This is a genomic window from Hyphococcus aureus (assembly GCF_042643165.1).
Taxonomy (GTDB): domain Bacteria; phylum Pseudomonadota; class Alphaproteobacteria; order Caulobacterales; family Parvularculaceae; genus Hyphococcus; species Hyphococcus aureus.
Window position 1 is genome coordinate 298,374 of sequence record NZ_JBHRSH010000002.1, and the last position, 17,755, is coordinate 316,128.

The 17,755-nt window shown below is 53.9% G+C and carries 11 protein-coding genes; 1 reads left to right on the forward strand and 10 read right to left on the reverse strand.

Features of this window, described 5'->3' with window-relative positions:
• Window position 1: 1 nt before the first annotated feature.
• Both ACFOOP_RS14525 and ACFOOP_RS14530 read right to left on the reverse strand, forming a co-directional pair.
• Window positions 2–2,230: a peptidase domain-containing ABC transporter gene (locus tag ACFOOP_RS14525; protein WP_379881836.1), complete on the reverse strand. Its 2,229-nt coding sequence runs from the start codon at window positions 2,228–2,230 to the stop codon at window positions 2–4.
• Window positions 2,227–3,939, reverse strand: coding sequence for an ABC transporter transmembrane domain-containing protein (locus ACFOOP_RS14530; protein ID WP_379881838.1), 1,713 nt, complete (start codon window positions 3,937–3,939; stop codon window positions 2,227–2,229). Before ACFOOP_RS14530 ends, ACFOOP_RS14525 begins: the two co-directional genes overlap by 4 nt.
• Window positions 3,940–4,129: 190 nt before the next feature.
• Here ACFOOP_RS14530 and ACFOOP_RS14535 point away from each other — a divergent pair, with 190 nt between their 5' ends.
• The gene (locus tag ACFOOP_RS14535) at window positions 4,130–10,348 is read left to right on the forward strand and encodes a cadherin domain-containing protein (RefSeq protein WP_379881839.1); all 6,219 of its coding nucleotides are present in this window, start codon (window positions 4,130–4,132) and stop codon (window positions 10,346–10,348) included.
• 299 nt (window positions 10,349–10,647) lie between these two features.
• On the opposite strand, the gene ACFOOP_RS14540 is transcribed toward ACFOOP_RS14535, so the two are convergent.
• The 8 genes from ACFOOP_RS14540 to ACFOOP_RS14575 form a co-directional block, all read right to left on the reverse strand.
• A complete protein-coding gene (locus ACFOOP_RS14540) occupies window positions 10,648–11,484 on the reverse strand; it encodes a helix-turn-helix domain-containing protein (protein ID WP_379881840.1) in 837 nt (278 codons plus the stop codon).
• Between the two features lie 102 nt (window positions 11,485–11,586).
• On the reverse strand, window positions 11,587–12,075 hold the full coding sequence (locus ACFOOP_RS14545; protein ID WP_379881841.1) for a hypothetical protein: 489 nt from the start codon (window positions 12,073–12,075) through the stop codon (window positions 11,587–11,589).
• A 40-nt stretch (window positions 12,076–12,115) separates the two neighbouring features.
• Window positions 12,116–12,961: an MBL fold metallo-hydrolase gene (locus ACFOOP_RS14550; protein WP_379881842.1), complete on the reverse strand. Its 846-nt coding sequence runs from the start codon at window positions 12,959–12,961 to the stop codon at window positions 12,116–12,118.
• Window positions 12,958–13,749 carry a TatD family hydrolase gene (locus ACFOOP_RS14555; RefSeq protein WP_379881843.1) on the reverse strand — a complete coding sequence of 264 codons (792 nt, stop codon included), beginning with the start codon at window positions 13,747–13,749 and terminating at the stop codon, window positions 12,958–12,960. Before ACFOOP_RS14555 ends, ACFOOP_RS14550 begins: the two co-directional genes overlap by 4 nt.
• 5 nt (window positions 13,750–13,754) lie before the next feature.
• On the reverse strand, window positions 13,755–14,777 hold the full coding sequence (locus tag ACFOOP_RS14560; protein ID WP_379881844.1) for a DNA polymerase III subunit delta': 1,023 nt from the start codon (window positions 14,775–14,777) through the stop codon (window positions 13,755–13,757).
• Between the two features lie 43 nt (window positions 14,778–14,820).
• Window positions 14,821–15,474 carry a dTMP kinase gene (gene tmk / locus ACFOOP_RS14565; protein WP_379882900.1) on the reverse strand — a complete coding sequence of 218 codons (654 nt, stop codon included), beginning with the start codon at window positions 15,472–15,474 and terminating at the stop codon, window positions 14,821–14,823.
• 3 nt (window positions 15,475–15,477) lie between these two features.
• Entirely contained in the window at window positions 15,478–16,653 is a 1,176-nt protein-coding gene (locus tag ACFOOP_RS14570; protein ID WP_379881845.1) for a D-alanyl-D-alanine carboxypeptidase family protein, read from the reverse strand.
• Window positions 16,654–16,730: 77 nt separating this feature from the next.
• A complete protein-coding gene (locus tag ACFOOP_RS14575; RefSeq protein WP_379881846.1) occupies window positions 16,731–17,741 on the reverse strand; it encodes a septal ring lytic transglycosylase RlpA family protein in 1,011 nt (336 codons plus the stop codon).
• Window positions 17,742–17,755 lie beyond the last annotated feature (14 nt).

Sequence of the window (17,755 nt, forward strand, 5' to 3'; positions counted from 1 at the left end):
CTCATGCCGCGAGGACTTTTGAAACAATCTCACCCGGCGCACCGATGTCTCGTACGGCGCCCCGGTCGAGCCAAACGACTCTGTCTGCTATGCGCATGTGGCTTGGCCGCTGGGTTGTCATAATAATTGTGCTGTTTTGGCGTTTTTCTTCAATCAAAGACAGCAGCGCCTGTTCGCCAGCTTGGTCGAGGCTGACGGCTGGCTCATCAAGAATGTAAATCGGCGCTTCCTTAATGAACGCGCGAGCAAGGTTGATCCGGCTCAGTAGAGGGTCCGGCCATGCTGAGCGCGCCATCGTCGTGCATCGTGTTTCAAGACCCAGCTCGAGTGCGCCGCCAAAATACTGGTCAATGCCAAGACGAAACGCGATCGCCTCAATGTCCCTATCGGTTGCGTCAGGCCGGGCGAGGCGGATATTTTGTGCGACGGTGCCATGAAAAAGATCAAGCGACTGTAGCCCGACGCCAATCGCCTGACGCCATTCTCCGCGTTCAAGCTGGCGAAGATCAAGACCATCTATGTAGATCGAGCCCGCTTGCTGCTGGTAAAGACCTAGAATAACGCGCAGCATTGTTGAGACGCCGGACCCACTGCGACCATAAAGGCATACAAGCTCACCTTGGCGTGCTTCGAAGGAAACGCTCCGAAGAGAAGGTTCGCGTTGGCCCGCATAACGGAATGAAACCTTGTCTACGATGATGTGACCCTTGAAACTCCGCGGTATTGAGGGCCCTGCATTCGGTTCGCGATCAAGCGGCAGCCGGACCAGCCGGTTGATTTGTTGCAGGCTTTGGACAGTCTGACCAAGTGTAAGGCCGGTAAGAAACAGATTGCGGATTGGACCGAGGACTCTCCAGGATAGAGCCATCACAGCAATCAAGGCTCCGCCGGAAAGGTTGCCGTCGATTACCATCGTGACGCCGAAAGCGAGTACACCCACGCCCGCAAGTGCGACCATGGATTGTGAGAAGATTTGCAAGAGAGAATTTATTTGGCGCGCATTCATATTCGCTACGACAGATTCGGCCGATAATTTGCGATGTCTGCGTAACCAGACATGCTCGGCCGCCAAATCATTAATAGCTTTCTGGGAAGACACGGCTTCGACCATCAGATTGTTGAGATGAGAGCGTGCTTCACCGGATTTTTTTATTAAGGCTCCAGTCTTTGGGATAGCCCAGCAGGCGGCCAGCGCATAAATCGCGATCAAGGAAATTGGCGCCCATACGAGAGAGCCGCCGATAAAAGCAATCACAATTATAAACAGCGCTATATAAGGAAGATCGAAAACTGCGCTTGCAAGAGGTCCTGTGAAAGCTTCGTGCAACGATGTCATCTGGCGCAAACGGGTGAGCTGAGAGCCGATCGGCGCATCTTCGGTATGTGACAATGGCAGATGAAGCAGGTGACGAAAGGCTGTTTCGTTGAGTTGTTCATCGAGCCGTGCGCCTAGATAGGCTTGCAATTGAACGCGAATTCTCCTGAGGAGGTAATCTGCGGCAATGATAATGGCGATTCCTGCGGTGAGGCCGGCCAATACATCATATGATTTTGCGGCGACGGCTTTGTCATAGACCGCCATAACATAGATAGGCGGGGCCAGAGCAAGGATATTGATGATAAAACTGATGTAAAAGATTTGTCGGATATGCGGGGAAAAGACAGACAAAAGCTGATCCGTCCAAGAGTTTTGCGGAGCGTTTTGCGGAGTGTCTGATTTTTCAATTTTTTCCGGAAAAATTGCTGTGGCGTGCACTTCCTCGGCTTTATGCGAGCTGCGCATGCCGGTCGAAGGATCGAATATTACGATCTCGCTGTCACGACTGCGCTGCTCCGCCAGCTTCACAGAGCCGTCTTCATAACGGAGAAAGCAAGGGAGGTATTCTGTCCGCAGATTTTTCGATGAGGCTGGTTCTGCAGTTGTCGTGAAGCCAAGATGGAAAAGCATCGAGCGGAAAGCGGAGACTGTAGACAGCTCATCTGCATGAGGCATCGATTCAAATATACGCCTAGGGCCTTGAGCCCAGCCGGTCAATTTAAGGAATTGCTCAAGTACAACCAGGCAATCAGTATCAGCCGCATTTGATTGCGAATTGTCACGACTGAAGGCTGCGCGGAGACGCGCGTGTAGCATCCCAACCGGGCTTTGAACAGGTAGTGCCTCCTGATTTGCAACAACAGCATCAGTTTCCTTAGGCGCCGTATTCTTTTTCTCTGGCGTCGTCATCATGCGATTATCTTTACTTCTGGCGTTTCGCTCTCATGAACAAGCGTTCCATTTGAAATGCTGTATGTCTTATCTGCGAGGCGAAGAAGGGAGGGCCGATGTGTTGCGATAACCGTTGTTATCTTCCCCTTAAGTCGGCCTAAGGCTTCGATAAATCGTTGCTCTCCGGCGAGATCCAGAAGAGTATTTGCTTCGTCAAGAACGAGTACAGCGGGTCGCATGGCCAAGGCGCGCGTCAACGTTATACGCTGTGCTGTTGGCGCTGGGATGTCATTTCCTGTAGCGCTTTTTAAATGCGTGTCATAGCCAAGCGGCATGCGCATGACCTCATCGTCAAGGCCGGTAAATTTGGCGGCCAGAAGCGCTATTTTAACAGGCGTTTCCCCGAAAAGTGTAATGTTCTCGAGTATACTGCCTCTGAAAATCGCCGGGGTGAGCCCTACATATCTCACATGCCGACGCAATATGTTGGGGTCATTGGGGCCGCATACATCTGCGCCCACACGGATTTCGCCTTCTATAATAGGCGCGTCCTGAACAAGCGCTCTTAGTAATGTCGATCGACCGCTTCCATCATCGCCAGTTATGGCGATGAATTCACCTGCAGCAATATCAAGGTTTACATTTGAGAATAAAGGCTCGGCGCCTTCATGCTTTATGGTCACGTTAGACAGCTTTACGGGCTTTGGCTGAAAACGTTCCTGAAAACGATGAGGCTGCATGTTGTAGGCGTCGGCGCAATCAAAAATGGATGTAATGCGCGCACGCCTGTGCTGAGCTAATTTGACTTCATTCCAGCTTGCAAGCGAGCGCATTAAGGGTTGCAACAGCTGTGAAGACAGCAGCATGCAACAGGCGAGGGCGCCAAGGGTTAAGCGGCCATTCAAGACGAGTGCAGCGCCGCTTCCGACGATAACGACTGTGGATAGCGAAGCATAGGCGTTGTTGTAGGTTTGTGCCGCTCCAGTCAGGTTGATCATTCGCTGCGTGACTGTGCTGGCGGCAGATTGTAGGCGTTGAAAACGCCGCATAATTTGCGGCTCCATGGCGCAAGCCTTCACGGTTTGAATCGCGCGCAAAACTTCAATGATGAAGTCCTGTTTTCTGGCGTCAAACTCTTCACGCTCAGAAATAGCGGCGTTAAGCCATTGTGTTCCCCTAAAGGCGAGATAGGAAAATACTGCAAACAAACCAACGACAGCAGCAAACACCCAACCGCCAATAAGGACGATAACCAAGGAAAAAATAGGAATGAATAGAATATCAACCACAACAGTACGCGACTGAGAGCAGTAGTGATTGCCTAGCCCGTTTATCGCATTTAGTTGCTCGAGATGTTCGCTTGTTGAAACCTTTCCAAACGCTGAAGGGCGTCCGGAAAGCATGGTTTGCATAGCCTTGGCGGTGAGGTTGTGGGTAAACGCTGCTGCCGACCAGTTTATCACTACTGAGCGTAGGTATTTAAGGACGCCATCAGTCACGACAGCGACGACTAGTAACAAAAGCAATATGGTGAGCGTTGCATAGGCGGCGTTAGGCAAAACCCGATCGTAAATCTGCAGGATGGTTAGCGGCAGCGCCAAAGAAAGAAGATTGATGACGCATGAGGCTACATAGGCCGTACGGCTCATAGGCGGCGGCAGCAGATCGCCGGCGCCGTTTTCGTTGCTGTTGAACAACTCGGTCGCGAATTCTCGCACTATCGAACGCATACTCGTTTATTCTACTTGTGACTGCGCAATTCAGCATTTGTTTATGGTTAAATCCTTTCGGAATGATTTTCCGAGTACAGAAAATCTTCAAAAAATTGCACTTTTTCAGCCTGTTAACCAATATGATAAGGGTCTGATTAAGCGTCACTGCCTATGCTCGCGGGAGGTTAGCTACGAGTAGAGTGTAACGATGGCGAAAGATCAGCCCGCAACAGAAGTTGCAGATGAAAACAAGCTGCAAAGCGAAGACCGCCATCGTATCGAAGATGCGGCGTTTGAAAACGATCGTGATGCGTTGAAGAAAGCGCGCGATGAGGAAAAGCCAGCTATTGAGGGCGGCGATAACTCTGGCGATTACGCCAATTTACACTTTGGTGAACAAAACCTTTATGAGCCGGAGGCTGTTGACGAAGGCCGCACGAACGAGTCTCAGATCGGACCGATAGCTTCGCCCAGCCTCGCGTCTGACGGCGCCACACAGGATGAGGTGGGTATTGATCCTGACGGTTTACAAGGGCATGCGCCTAACCATGCGCTGTATCCTGCGGAGCTTCCTGATACTTTGCCCTTGCCTGATGAAACAACAGATGGCGAAGCTTTCCAGGACAGCAGGGTTCCAGAGATTCTTGACGCCACAGTTGCGTCTGGCTTAACCGAAGCGCCACAACTAGCTGGTGATGGGGTTGAAGAGCGCTCTTTCAATAAAACGCCGCAGGCTGCCAGGTTAACAGCGGATCGCACAAACACTGATACAACCACTGACAATGGCGCCGAAGAGGGCAATCAAGGTGCAGGAGGCGCCATACCGGAAGACACTCTTGCAGGCGACGGAGGCGATGAGGGGGAAATCAATGAACCCACTGCCAATCTATCGCCTACGGATATCATCCTTGATGGCGGCAGCGCTTCCGAAAACCTGGCTGGCGCTCTTGTAGCCCATTTGTCAGCAGACGACCCGGATCGAGGCGATACGTCAGCTTTCACCCTCATCAGAGATGACTCCGGTCTATTCGAGCTTGTGGGCGACACTCTTCAACTGAAAGATGACGCCGCTTTCGATTACGAGGTGCAATCCTCTTATGACGTGACATTAGGCGTCACGGATAGCGCTGGGAATACGTTTGAGAAAACTGTTTCCATCCATGTTGAAAACGTGAATGAAGCGCCTACAGATATTGGACTTTCTTCTTTCACCATTGCTGAAAACGTCGATGGCGGCGTTGTCGGCGATCTATCTGTGCTTGATCCTGATGCGGGTGAGGGGTTCTCCTTTACTGTTTCGGATGACCGTTTTGAAGTGGTCGGAAATCAGTTAAAACTTAAAGACGGCGTTGCCTTGGACGCAGAAACCACAGCGCCTTTCAATGTCAATATCATGGCCACTGATTCCGGTGGCTTGACTATTAACGGCGACTTTACAGTCAGTGTTCTTGATCAAAACGAAGCTCCAGTAATCGAAGTAATTCACGAAGCGGGCCTTCGTGCATCCTATTACAATATCGGCCACTCTCTTAGCGATCTGGATGAGGTGGATTTTGACGCGGAGCCGGATGCTCGGGGCGTTGTTGACAGCCTAAATTATATGACAGGTCAGGAATCATTCTGGGATGGGGCGCCCGGAGACTATTTCGCTGCGAAATATGAAGGAAACTTGGTCGTCAATGAAGGCGGGTCCTATACCTTTAATATGGCGAGCGATGACGGCAGCATGCTCTTCATTGACGGTGTCGCGGTGCTGGATAATGACGGGCTACATGGCACACGTACGCGAACTGTGACTGTGGATTTAGATTCCGGTTCTCATGATATCGAAATACGCTACTTCGAAAATGGCGGGTCACAGACACTGCAACTTTCATGGTCAGGCCCCGATACTGGCGGTGTGACAGAAGTGATCGGAGGCGACTCCTTCGAGTATGGCGCGTCGATCGACAATCTCACGCTTGACGACGATTCCGCTGGCGCCGTTGTTGCGCGCCTCTCAGTGTCAGACCCGGATATAGGCGACACCCATACTTATTCCGTCAATGATGATCGTTTTGAAGTCGTCGATGAAGGCGGCGGAACATACCTAAAACTGAAAGATGGCGTTGCGGTCGACTATGAGGTCGAGTCGGCATTGAATGTTGAGGTGACGGTAACAGATGCTGGCGGCGCCAGCAATACACTGAACTTTCCGATCACGGTTATTGATACGAATCACGCACCTTCAATTGAGCTTATGGGCGGAGAGGGGCTTCGGGCATCTTATTACAATATCGGCCATTCTCTTAGCGACCTCGATCAGGTGGACTTTAATGCAGCGCCTGACGCGGAAGGCATCGTTGATAGTTTGAACTATATGGCTGGTCAGGAATCATTCTGGGACGGGGCTCCAGGTGATTATTTTGCCGCCAAATATGAAGGTCAGATCTTAGTAGAAGAAGGTGGCGTATACACCTTCAATATGGCGAGTGATGATGGCAGCATGCTGTTTATTGACGGCGTCGCGGTGCTGGATAATGACGGCCTTCATTCAACACGCACCCGTACAGTGAGTGTGGATTTGGACTCCGGCTCTCATGATATTGAAGTGCGTTATTTTGAAAATGGCGGGTCACAGACACTACAACTTTCCTGGTCAGGTCCCGACACTAATGGCATTACTGAAGTTATCGGCAGTGAAACCTATCGCTTGCCTGGCTTTGAAGATACAGATCGCCTTGGCCTTACGGAGAATGCTGAAGGCGATATAGCTGCGCACCTTACCATCTCCGACATCGAAAATGATAGCGTATCGATCACAGTCGATGATGAACGATTTGAAGTCGTCAATGATAGCGACGGCTATGTGTTGAAACTGAAAGACGGCGTCCATGTAAATTATGAGGCAGAGTCGGAAATATCCGTAACCGTAACGGCGACAGACGCCCATGGCGAAAGTTCTACGCAATCTTTCTCCATACCCGTTCTGAATGTAGACGAGACGCCCGTAAACTTCACGCTCTCGGCCGATGACAGTGTAGGGAGCTTGTCTCTCAATCAGGATGGTGGGACCGATGATGCTGTGATTGCATCTGATCTTGCAGGCTTTCCGACTAACGCCTTGACGGTTGAGGTCCGGTTCTCGTCAGAGCAGACCGATGTGGGTAACGGCACACCGCTATTTTCATATGCGGCGAGTGACGGCTCCGACAATGAGGCGCTTATCTGGCTCGAAGGATCGAGCGGGAACATGCATATCTTCCTCGCCGGCCAAAAAATCAATACAGGTGTGCCGAACGCGTCTTTGCTTGACGGCGAGGAACATCAGGTTTCGTTCACCTGGGACCAAGTTTCGAATGAGCTCCATGTTTATGTAGATGGCGAGTCAGCCTTTGACGCTACAATCAATATTCGCGACCTGAAAGCTGGAGGCACATTGGTTCTTGGCCAGGAGCAGGATTCAGAAGGCGGCGGATTTGTAACCGGCCAGGTTTTTGAAGGCGAAATCGCTGAGGTGCGTATTTTTGACTATGCGCGAAGCGAGTCTGAGATTGCTGACAACACAGGTGTCTCTATCGCTGACCCGGAAACCGAACCCGGCCTCACTAATAATTGGGTTATGAATGAGGCGTCTGGAGGGGTTATTGAAGACCTCGTTGGAACAGATGATTTCCAGCTGGTCAACGGCGCTCATGTTGAAGGCGGAGCCATATTCGACACACCTACGGTGCTGGAAAACAACCCCGGCGCTATCGCAGGAACTCTCTCTGCGACTGATCCAGATACTGGTGCTCCTATAGATGCTTTCGCGATTGTCAACGATCCATCCGGCGCATTTGAAATTGTCGGCAATGAGGTAAAACTCAAAGACGGCATATCATTGGATTATGAATCCCAGAGTTCATATGAACTGACCATTGAAGCGAAAGGGCCGGATGGGGAGACGGCGCAACAGACTTTCACTGTCGCCGTTGCAAATCAGGATGAAGCGCCGGTTGACTTCAATTTGGACCCGGCTGCTGCTGTTAAAGTGCTCTCTCTTAATCAGGATGGCGGAGTTGATGACGCTGCCATTTCATCTGAGCTTGCAGGGTTTCCGACTGACGCCCTGACAGTTGAAGTTCGCTTTTCGTCAGATCAAACCGATGTAGGTGGCGGCGCGCCGCTTTTGTCTTATGCAGCGAACGACGGATCAAACAATGAGGCATTGTTGTTCCTTGAAGGCGCAAGCGGGACCCTTCAAGTTTATATTGCCGGGCAAAAAATCAATACAGGCGTGACGAATCAGTCGCTGCTTGACGGCCAAGAGCATCAGGTTTCTTTCACCTGGGATCAAGATTCGAACGAACTCCATGTTTATGTTGATGGTGAAGCGGCTTTCGATACGACCGTAAATATCCGCGACCTGAAGGCGGGCGGGACGGTTTCATTCGGCCAAGAACAAGACGCTGAAGCAGGTGGCTTCGATTCTAATCAGGTATTTGAAGGCGAGATTGCGGAGGTGCGTATCTTCGATTACGCGCGCAGTGAAGCAGAGATCGCAGAGCATAATGGAACTCCAATCGGAGATCCTGAAACTGAACCCGGCCTGATCAATAACTGGCTCATGAATGAGGCTGAGAACGGCGAGATTGCAGATCTCGTCGGCGTCGACAATCTTGTACTTGTGAATGGGGCAAGTATTCAGAACAGCGTTATTTCAGATATTCCTCTTGTTTCCGAAAATGATCCGGGCGCCGTTGTCGGGTTTCTCACTGCAAATGACTCTGTTACCGGCGATCCGGTTTCAACTTTTGAAATAAGCAATGATCCGTCCGGCTATTTCGAGATCGTCGGAAACCAACTGAAACTAAAGGATGGTGTCGCGCTTGATTATGAAGAGGCGCAGTCTTTTGAGGTCTCGATTGAAGCCGTTGGCGATAGCGGTGAAGCAACGCTGATGACTGTTACTGTTCAGGTTGGCGATATTGCCGAGCCAAATGAAATACCAGGCACAGAAGGCACCGACCGCCTCATCAGCACAAGCGCGGATGAAATTATTTCAGGCGGCGCAGGGGAAGATACGGTTGTTTATTCCGGTAACCGCGCCGATTACACAATCACGCAGGAAACTGAAACCACTTATCGCGTGACTGACAATCGCCCGGACTCCCCCGATGGCGCTGATATCGTCTACTCGACAGAAAACTTCGAATTTGCGGATCAGACAATCAGCGCGGAGAATATTCTGAACGCGCCGCCGACGGATATCGCGTTGGGACTATCTACGTCGACAGTTTCAAAGAACGCGTCGGTAAGCGATGCCGAGATTAATGTAGCAGACGGCGGCGGCGCTGATACGGCGCAAGTCGACCTTTCCGGCGTTGTCGATGGAAGCGCTGAAATCACTGTATCCTTCGGGGTTATCGATAATTCGTTTGAGCTCGTGGTCAATGGCGAGTCGCTGACAGGAGAAACAATACAACTCCAATCCAATGTTTACGACGCGTCAAATCAAGCGTTGCTGCAATTTGGAGATGGAGGCGCTATCGATTCTCCGTGGGTGGCTAACAGTGACGGGTCGCCGCGACTGATCGCGCATATTACAAGTGAAGGCGTGGAAATTCTCGCGACCCGCACACCATCTTCCGGTGAATATGAAGCGATGACCATCATCAATGGTGACTTCACAACGCCGTCCTTTGTTGATGGCGTTAACACAGTGACTGTCATTAATCCCGATGATGATGGCCCGGATGGTCTGAACGCAACCGTATCGGCACGATATGACGAAGTCGTAGAGGGACCAGTTTCCGGAGAGGAGGGCGCTCTGGTCGGTAGCCTTTCGTCTTCTGATGCTGACGCCGTTGCTGCGCCGGCTTACACCATTGTCGATGATGCTTCAGGGTTGTTTGAAATTTCCGGCGACCAGCTCAAAGTCAAAGATGGGATGTCATTGGATTATGACGCCCAACAGTCACACGATATCACGGTTGAGGTGATGGACGAGCATGGCGCGATTTATCAGGAAACACTCACGATTGACGTGCAGGAAGCGAGCGCGGCGTCTGAGCACGTTTATGGTGATGCAGGCGACAATGTTCTGAACGGCGGCGCTGGCGGCGACATCATCTATGGAGGCGCCGGGAATGACTCCATTACGGGCGGCGCCGGTGATGACGTCATGAATGGCGGCGATGGTTCAGACGTCTTCGTTTATGAAATGGGCGATGGTTCGGACGTCATATCCGGCGGCGCTGGCTGGACTGACATCATCGATCTGAACGACGGCGCAACTATGTCGTTAGGTGAATATGGCTCAGATTGGACGGTACAACTGACCGAAGGCGCCATCACATCAGAGACAGATGGAAATCTTGTCTTCACCGACGATGCTCATGGGGTGATCTCGTTGAGCGATGGATCCGAGATCAATTTCGCGGACATCGAACAGCTGACTTACTGATTTTAAACCCAGTTTTGCAGCTTGAGAGTTTCCAGCCTGGCGGGTTTCGTAAGCCCGTCCAGGGCGAACCAAATAAGTTGCACAATTTATATTGTCACAAATAATATGTATATCCGGGAGCGCGTCAACATCGCGGCGGCGATGCTGGCGCGCTCCCGTTATACCCAGAACCTTTCCCCCGCCGGTCTCTCCCCCAGCAAAGGCTCTGGAAGCGGTGTTCTCTCCCTGGAACAAGAGGAAGATAGCCGCGGATAGTCTGTGGCTATAGGAAAGATTGGCCATGGGAATGTTTTTTTAGGCTAAAAACTCGCCAATGGGATCGGCAACGCCTGAACGCGTCGTTTCGACTGAATCTCAGTGATCAACTGCGCCTGATTGCCAATAAACTGGCTAGGCGTAACGCCTACGAAGGTCTTGAATTCCTTGATGAAATGAGACTGATCATAGTAAGCGCCGCCCGCCGCCGACATCCAATCCAGTTCGCCCGTACGGATCCTGTCCGCAGCACGTAAGGCCCGGTATTTGCGCTGAAGAAATTTGGGCGACGCGCCGAAATACATTTTCGCAATCCTGTCCGTCTGACGCCGCGATACATCCATGCTGTTGATGAGTTCGTCCAGGCCGAGATCGTTAGGGTCCAGAAGCCATTGCGCCAGCGCTTCCGGATATCTTCCGGAACGGCGCGACGCCCTGCGCGCCAGAAGACTTGCAAAGAACCGGTCTGCGGCGCCGGCCATTTCGGCCAGGCTGCGCGCATTACGCATTTCGTCGATGCTGGATCGCGCCAGCCCGCCGGCGAAAGATGTCAGGTCGATGACCTTGTCTGTCGCTTCTTCCGCATTGATCCCGCAAAGCGTTATCCAGCCTTTGGGCCTGATGCCGATTCCAAAAACACGCGTTCCAGCATCCGCCTCCATGCAATAAGCGCCCATGGTGGGACCAAGGAGAAACGCCGAGGTGATATGCTCCTTTCGGCCGTCCGGGGTATGTAAAAACCCGCCGCCGTTGAGCACAACGCGAATATTGCCCATTTCAGCGCAAAGAGGCTGGATCGACGGCGTTTCTGTCGAGAAATAGTAATACGCACGCACATGATCGCGAAGATCCGCCCGCGGCATATAATATTCCAGCGCCATCGCCTTTACCCGTTTAACCCAGCCAGCGGCATTACAACTCCGTCTGGCGCCCACATTGCGGCGAAACTGCGAAAGCTTCGCCTAAGTTCATTTGCTCACAATTTAATACGCTTTAGCCGCATTCATTTTCTGCATTGCACGGCTGAGTTTGAGTATCATGCGAGGATCTTTTTCAGCGACCTTCTGCATCGCTGTTCCGAGGCGCGCCTGAGCTTCGGCGTATTGGCGCGTGTACAAATTCATGTGACCGCCATCGCGGCTCGCAAGGTCACGCGCAAGATTGTCCCGGCCCAGCTCATCAAGCCGGGTGTCGAGCAGCTCATATTCCTTGGCGGAATCCATGATCATTTGCGCCGCCCGATCTGCGTCGGCGTTTGTCTCGATCGCCTCAATCGCGTCGGCAATCTGGTTCATCCGCGATGTGTAAAGCTTGATGGCATCCTCTGATGTTTGCACATCTTTGGCGTAGCTCTCATATCTGACGCCTTTTTCCCCCGAATTGGCCGATTCCTGGCCTGTATCGTCGCCACCGCCGCAGGCCGCCAGCCACAGCGCCGCAAAGGCCATAAATATACCTTTGATTTTATTCAATTTTCTCTCTCCCGGCGTGTCCTAAAAGGACTATATACCGTTATTCAGCATTTCCCATGACCGTCAAGCCGTCAAAAGCAGGTTCAATTCCTGCCGGCAGCATGTTTTTGAGGGTCTGATAGTCCATATGGACATGCAGGTTCGTCAGGAGTCCCCGTCCCGGCCGCACGCGCGCAAGCCATTCCAGGGCCAGATCGAGATGCGCATGCGTTTTGTGGGGCTGATATTGCAGGGCGTCCACAATCCACGCATTAACACCGGATAAGATCGCAAAACTTTCTTCTGGCAGGCCGACGACATCGCTCGAATAGGCGATATCCCCAAAACGGAAGCCGAGCGAATTAACGCCGCCATGATACTGCAAGAAGGCTGTCACCGGGATTGGCCCGGACGGTCCGTCGATGGAAAAATCATCGCCGCAGGCTGGCATGTCCCGCTTATCGAGAATGGGCGGGTAAAAACTCCCAGGCGCCTGCTCAAAACAATAGCGGAACCGGTCCACAATAGCGCCGCCGGTTGCGTCATCGATGTAAACCGGAATGCGTCGGCGCATCTGCAGCGCTAAGACACGAAGGTCATCAATGCCATGGCTCTGATCTGCGTGATCATGGGTGAACAGCACAGCATCAAGGCGTGAACATTGAGCCGCGAGTAATTGCGTGCGCATGTCCGGCGACGTGTCCACGAGCACTGACGTTACCTTGTCCGGGGCGAAACCGAATTCGGGGTGCTCGCGTTGAACGAGGATCGAACAACGCGAACGGCGATTTTTCGGTTCGTTCGGATCGCAGGCGCCCCAGTCACCCTTTCCATCTGGCCCGCCAAAGCGCGGAACGCCCCCTGATGAGCCGCTGCCGAGAATTGTAACCCGCAAGTTTCCCGTCATGGTCTTGCCCGAGGGTCGCTGGCTTTCGAAAACAGCCGGAAGAAATTATCCGTGGTGATTTGCGCGATCTCTTCGGCGCTTATCCCTTTAATCTCCGCCAGTTTCTCCGCGACATGCACGACGTAACCTGGTTCATTACGCCTTCCGCGCATGGGCACAGGCGCAAGATATGGGCAATCGGTTTCGATAATGATCCGGTCAAGCGGTGCCGCCTGCGCAATGGCGCGAATATCATTTGCATTCTTGAAAGTGATAATGCCCGAAAACGAAATAAAACCACCGAGATCAAGCGCCGCTTTTGCAAGCGCTGGTCCGCCCGTATAACAATGGAGCAGGGGGGTGAAGGCCCCTTCCCTGTACTCGTTTTCGAGTAGTTCCATCGTTGCGTCGTCTGCGTCACGTGTATGAATGATCAGGGGGAGTTGGGTTTTGCGCGCCGCCATAATGTGGGCGCGGAAGACGGCGTCCTGCACATCGCGGCCCGAATATTCGTAGTAGAAATCGAGTCCGCACTCACCAATACCGACCACATTTTCGTCAGCCGCCAGATCGATCAAGGTTTTCGCCGTCAGATCGGCATCATCTTTTGCATAGTGTGGATGGACGCCGACGCTGCGCCAGATCAAGGGATCTTTAGCCGCAATTGCAGCGATGGCTTCGGTGGATGAGAGCTGATCGGAGATCGTCAACATCGCTGAGACGCCTGCTGCGCGCGCGCGGTCAATGACCTCTTGAAGGTCATCGGCATACTGCTCCGAATGCAGATTGACATGACTGTCGACAAGCATGGGTCTCAGGCCGCTTTACGTTTCAGCGCATGGCGCATGTCGAACGCCACGGCCTCTAACAACTGGCCTCTGTCGAGGTTTAGAGCTTCGCCGCGCCCCATCAGCGCAGTTACTGCCTGCCACGCTTCAAGAAGGTCGCCCGCATCGGCATTTGTAAAACCAGCGGCTGAACCTTCCGTCGCCGCCATACGTGATGCGTCACTGAGGTTTGATATGACGGTGTCACGAAATACTGGCCAGCGCGCCTCTCCCGCCTTGCCCGAGACGCCGGAGATAATTCTCGACAAGTCGCTCCCTTTTTGCGCCGCCTGTAAAAATCCATGAGCCAGTTTGATGGCTTCGGCCCCCTCACCCGCCGCCAGCGTCAGAGCGTAGCCAGGGCGCCCGCGAGCGTGGTCTGCGATATTGCCGGCGTCGCCGGCGCTGACGCCTTCATCAAGCAAGAGTTTTTCAATTTCAGCATTGGCGACAGGCGGCAGGTCGATACGCCGGCATCGGGAACGGATCGTTGGCAAGAGCCGGCCGGGCGCTGACGAGAGCAGCAGCAGGGTCGCCCCTTCCGGCGGTTCTTCAAGGGCTTTCAGCAAGGCATTGGCGGCGTTGCGATTCATATCGTCGGCAGTATCCACAATGGCGACGCGCGCGCCGGCCCCGGACGCGGTTCGGTTCAAAAACTGCGTCAGCTTGCGAATGGTTTCGACCGTGATTTCACCCTGACGGCGTCCTTTCTTCTCATCATAGAGCCGCTCCGCGACGAAGAGATCAGGATGGGCCTCGGCGGCGATATGGCGAAAGCTTCTAGCTGTTTCCGGCATATCCAGGGAATGCTCATCAGTCAGCGCAGAAGGCTCAAGCAGCGCTCTGGCGATGCGGTAGGCGAGGGTCGCCTTCCCGGCCCCTTCGGGTCCCGCCAGGATCCAGCCATGGGTTAGAGTTCCCTCCCCCATGGCGGCGCGCAAGCGCCGCTCCAGCGCTGACCGGCCAATTTGACGGGATTGCGTGCGCGGAGGGGTCAATTCGTCTTCCATGCCCTCGTAACTAGGGGTTTTACGGCCTCTTTGGAAGGGGCGTTCAGCGGTTCAGAAGCTTCGGAAATCGCGCCTGAATAACCGCGCCAATACGCGCTGCAACATCCATAATCTCGCCATCCGCGCTTATGACAGCGCAGCGATCCGGTTCACGCTTTGCGATTTCAAGGAAGGCCTGACGAACCTTCTCCTGATAGGCGCTCCCCTTGGATTCAAATCGCTGTTCTGTGTCGCCGGTAGAGCCGGAGCGCTTCAAGCCCTCATCGACCGCAAGATCGAGGATGAAGGTCAGATCAGGGCCCTGTGCGCCGACGACAAGCTTGTAGAGAGTTGAGACGGCCTCCTCACCCAATTCGCCGGCAAGACCCTGATAGGCCATGGAAGAGTCCGCGAAGCGATCGGTGATGACGACTGCGCCGCGCGCCAGCGCCGGTACGATTGTTCGTTCAAGATGATCCGCGCGTGACGCATACATCAGCAACGCTTCCGTGAGAGGCGACCATTTGTCAGCCTCCCCTTCAAGAAGCAATTTTCGGATCGCTTCCGCGCCTGGCGATCCGCCCGGCTCTCGCGTCACCACGACTTCGCGCCCGGCTTCGCGCAACGCCTTGGCCAGCACTTTAATCTGCGTCGATTTTCCCGCGCCGTCTCCGCCCTCAAAACTGATGAAAAAGCCGGAGGAACTCTTAGGCGTCATCATCTAGTCTGCCGACGGCGCATCCGGCGCTCCGGTTGACGGCTTCGCCAGCAGTTTTCCTGCGGCAAGGCCGATCTTGCCCCAGATGCCCGTTTCGGGAACCGCCCGCCCGGCGTAGAGCGCATATTCACGGGCAGGCCCTGAAGGCGCTTCAACCCTGAGCGTGCCGATCTGCTGGCCCTCCTTGATGGGGGCGGATACTGGCCCTGAATAGATGATCGTCGCTTTTGCTTCGTCGAGAAGTGAGCGGTGCAAAATCAGTTTCACAGGCTCCCGGGCGATCAACGGCACGGTTGCGGCCTTGCCTTTGAAGACTTCCGCTTCGCCCACAATATCACCCGGTTCAAAGAATGTTCGTGTATTGAAATCGTTGAAGGCGAGGCGCAGGAGGCGCGCTGACTCCGTTGCGCGTTCGCGTTCCGAAGAAAGTCCGTTGACGACGACAATTCTACGCTCGCCGTTCATGACCGCGGAACCGACAAGGCCATAACCGGATTCTTCCGTATGCCCTGTTTTAAGGCCGTCCGCGCCTTCCACCATGTCGAGGATCGGATTGCGGTTCGACTGGCGGATTTTCTCCCAGGTAAACTCGCGCTCGGCAAAGAGCGCGTAATACTGGCCATATTCGGAAATGATACGGCTTGTCAGAATACCCAGGTCGCGCATGCTCATCTTGTGGTTTGGGTCAGGCATGCCATGGGGGTTGGCGAAGGTGGAATCATTCAGGCCCCATTCATGAGCCTTTTGATTCATCAGTTGAACGAAAGCCTCTTCGGACCCGGAAATATTCTCCGCGACAACGATGCAAGCGTCATTGCCTGACTGAACGATAATGCCGCGCACTATGTCGAGAACAGGAATGCTGTCGCCAACGCGCACCCACATGGAGGAGCCTTCGCGTTCGCGCCATGCTTTCTCGCTGACATCAAATTCATCAGTCAGTTTGAGCGAGCCGTTTTTCAGCCGTTCAAAAACAATGGCCACCGTCATCAGCTTCGACATGGAGGCTGGCGCCGTTGGGGTGCGCGCATTTTTTTCGTAAAGAATTTCGCCGGTGCGGTAATCCATGATGAGCGCATATTCGGCGGGCGTCGTCAGCGGCGTTGGAGCCTGCGCGAAAGACTGTCCGATGCTTACCGCGGCGAGCGCGAAAGCGGCGATGATCTGCGAAAACTTCAAAACGCGTCTCCTCAACTTACTTGGGCGGCTGACATTCTTCCGCCAACGCTTTGATTTACATCATCTAAAAGGCATTCTTATGGCGTCAGCGTGACCAGCGACGCATCAGCATAACCTGCTCTGCGCACGGCTTCCAATTTTTCTGCGGCAGTCTCTATCGACGAGAACGGCCCCAGATTGACCCGGTAAAACACAGTTCCCGCCTCGGTTTCAACACGGGACATTCTGAGCGTTCCAATATCCCCAAGCTGGGCGCGCAGGCCGTCTATATTATCGAGGCGTGAGAGCGCGGCCACGCGGATCACATAGATCGCCTCCGTCGGCTGATCAGCGCTGGCGGATGGATGCACCAGGCGCGCATCGTCCGGGTCTGGCGTCGAAAGATCAGCAGCGGGGATTTCCGCTTCCGCGCTGTCCGGCGTTTCCGCCTCCGCTATCGCGACTTCCTCCGCGCCCGGGGTCAGGGCCGGTGCGCTTTCCATACTAGTCAGAAGTTCGGAAATCGGGTCGCAATCAGGGTCAACGCCGGGTCGTATCGTCTCTTGACGCACCGGCGCTGCGCGCGCCACCCGGTCCTCGCGCGGCGATGTTTTTGGCGCTGCGGCAGTCAATGGAGCCCGCCCTGCATAGCGCACACGAACGCGCGCGGTGCCCTGTTCTTCGAATCCAAGCTCGCGAGCCGCCTCCCGGGACATATCGATGATGCGGTCGCCTACAAACGGACCCCGGTCATTCAGCCGGACGACCACGGAGCGGCCGTTTTCAAGATTTGTAACCTCCACCATGGACGGAAGCGGCAGCGTCGTATGCGCCGCCGACAGCCTGTTCATGTCAAAAATTTCGCCATTGGCGGTGAGGCGCCCATGAAATTGCGATCCGTACCATGAAGCGACGCCGACCTTGGAATAGTTCGGGTCTTCAGCCGGGTAATAGGTTTTACCCTTCACCTTGTAGGGCTTGCCGACTTTATAGTGCGGATCGCCACCTCCTCCGCTGGACGCCTGTCTAGGCGTCGTCGTGCAGGCGGCGGCGAGCGCCAGAAGCAGCAGCGGGATTAGCTTGAGTGAGGAAGACGCCTGAGAGCCCATGGGAATACTGTTTG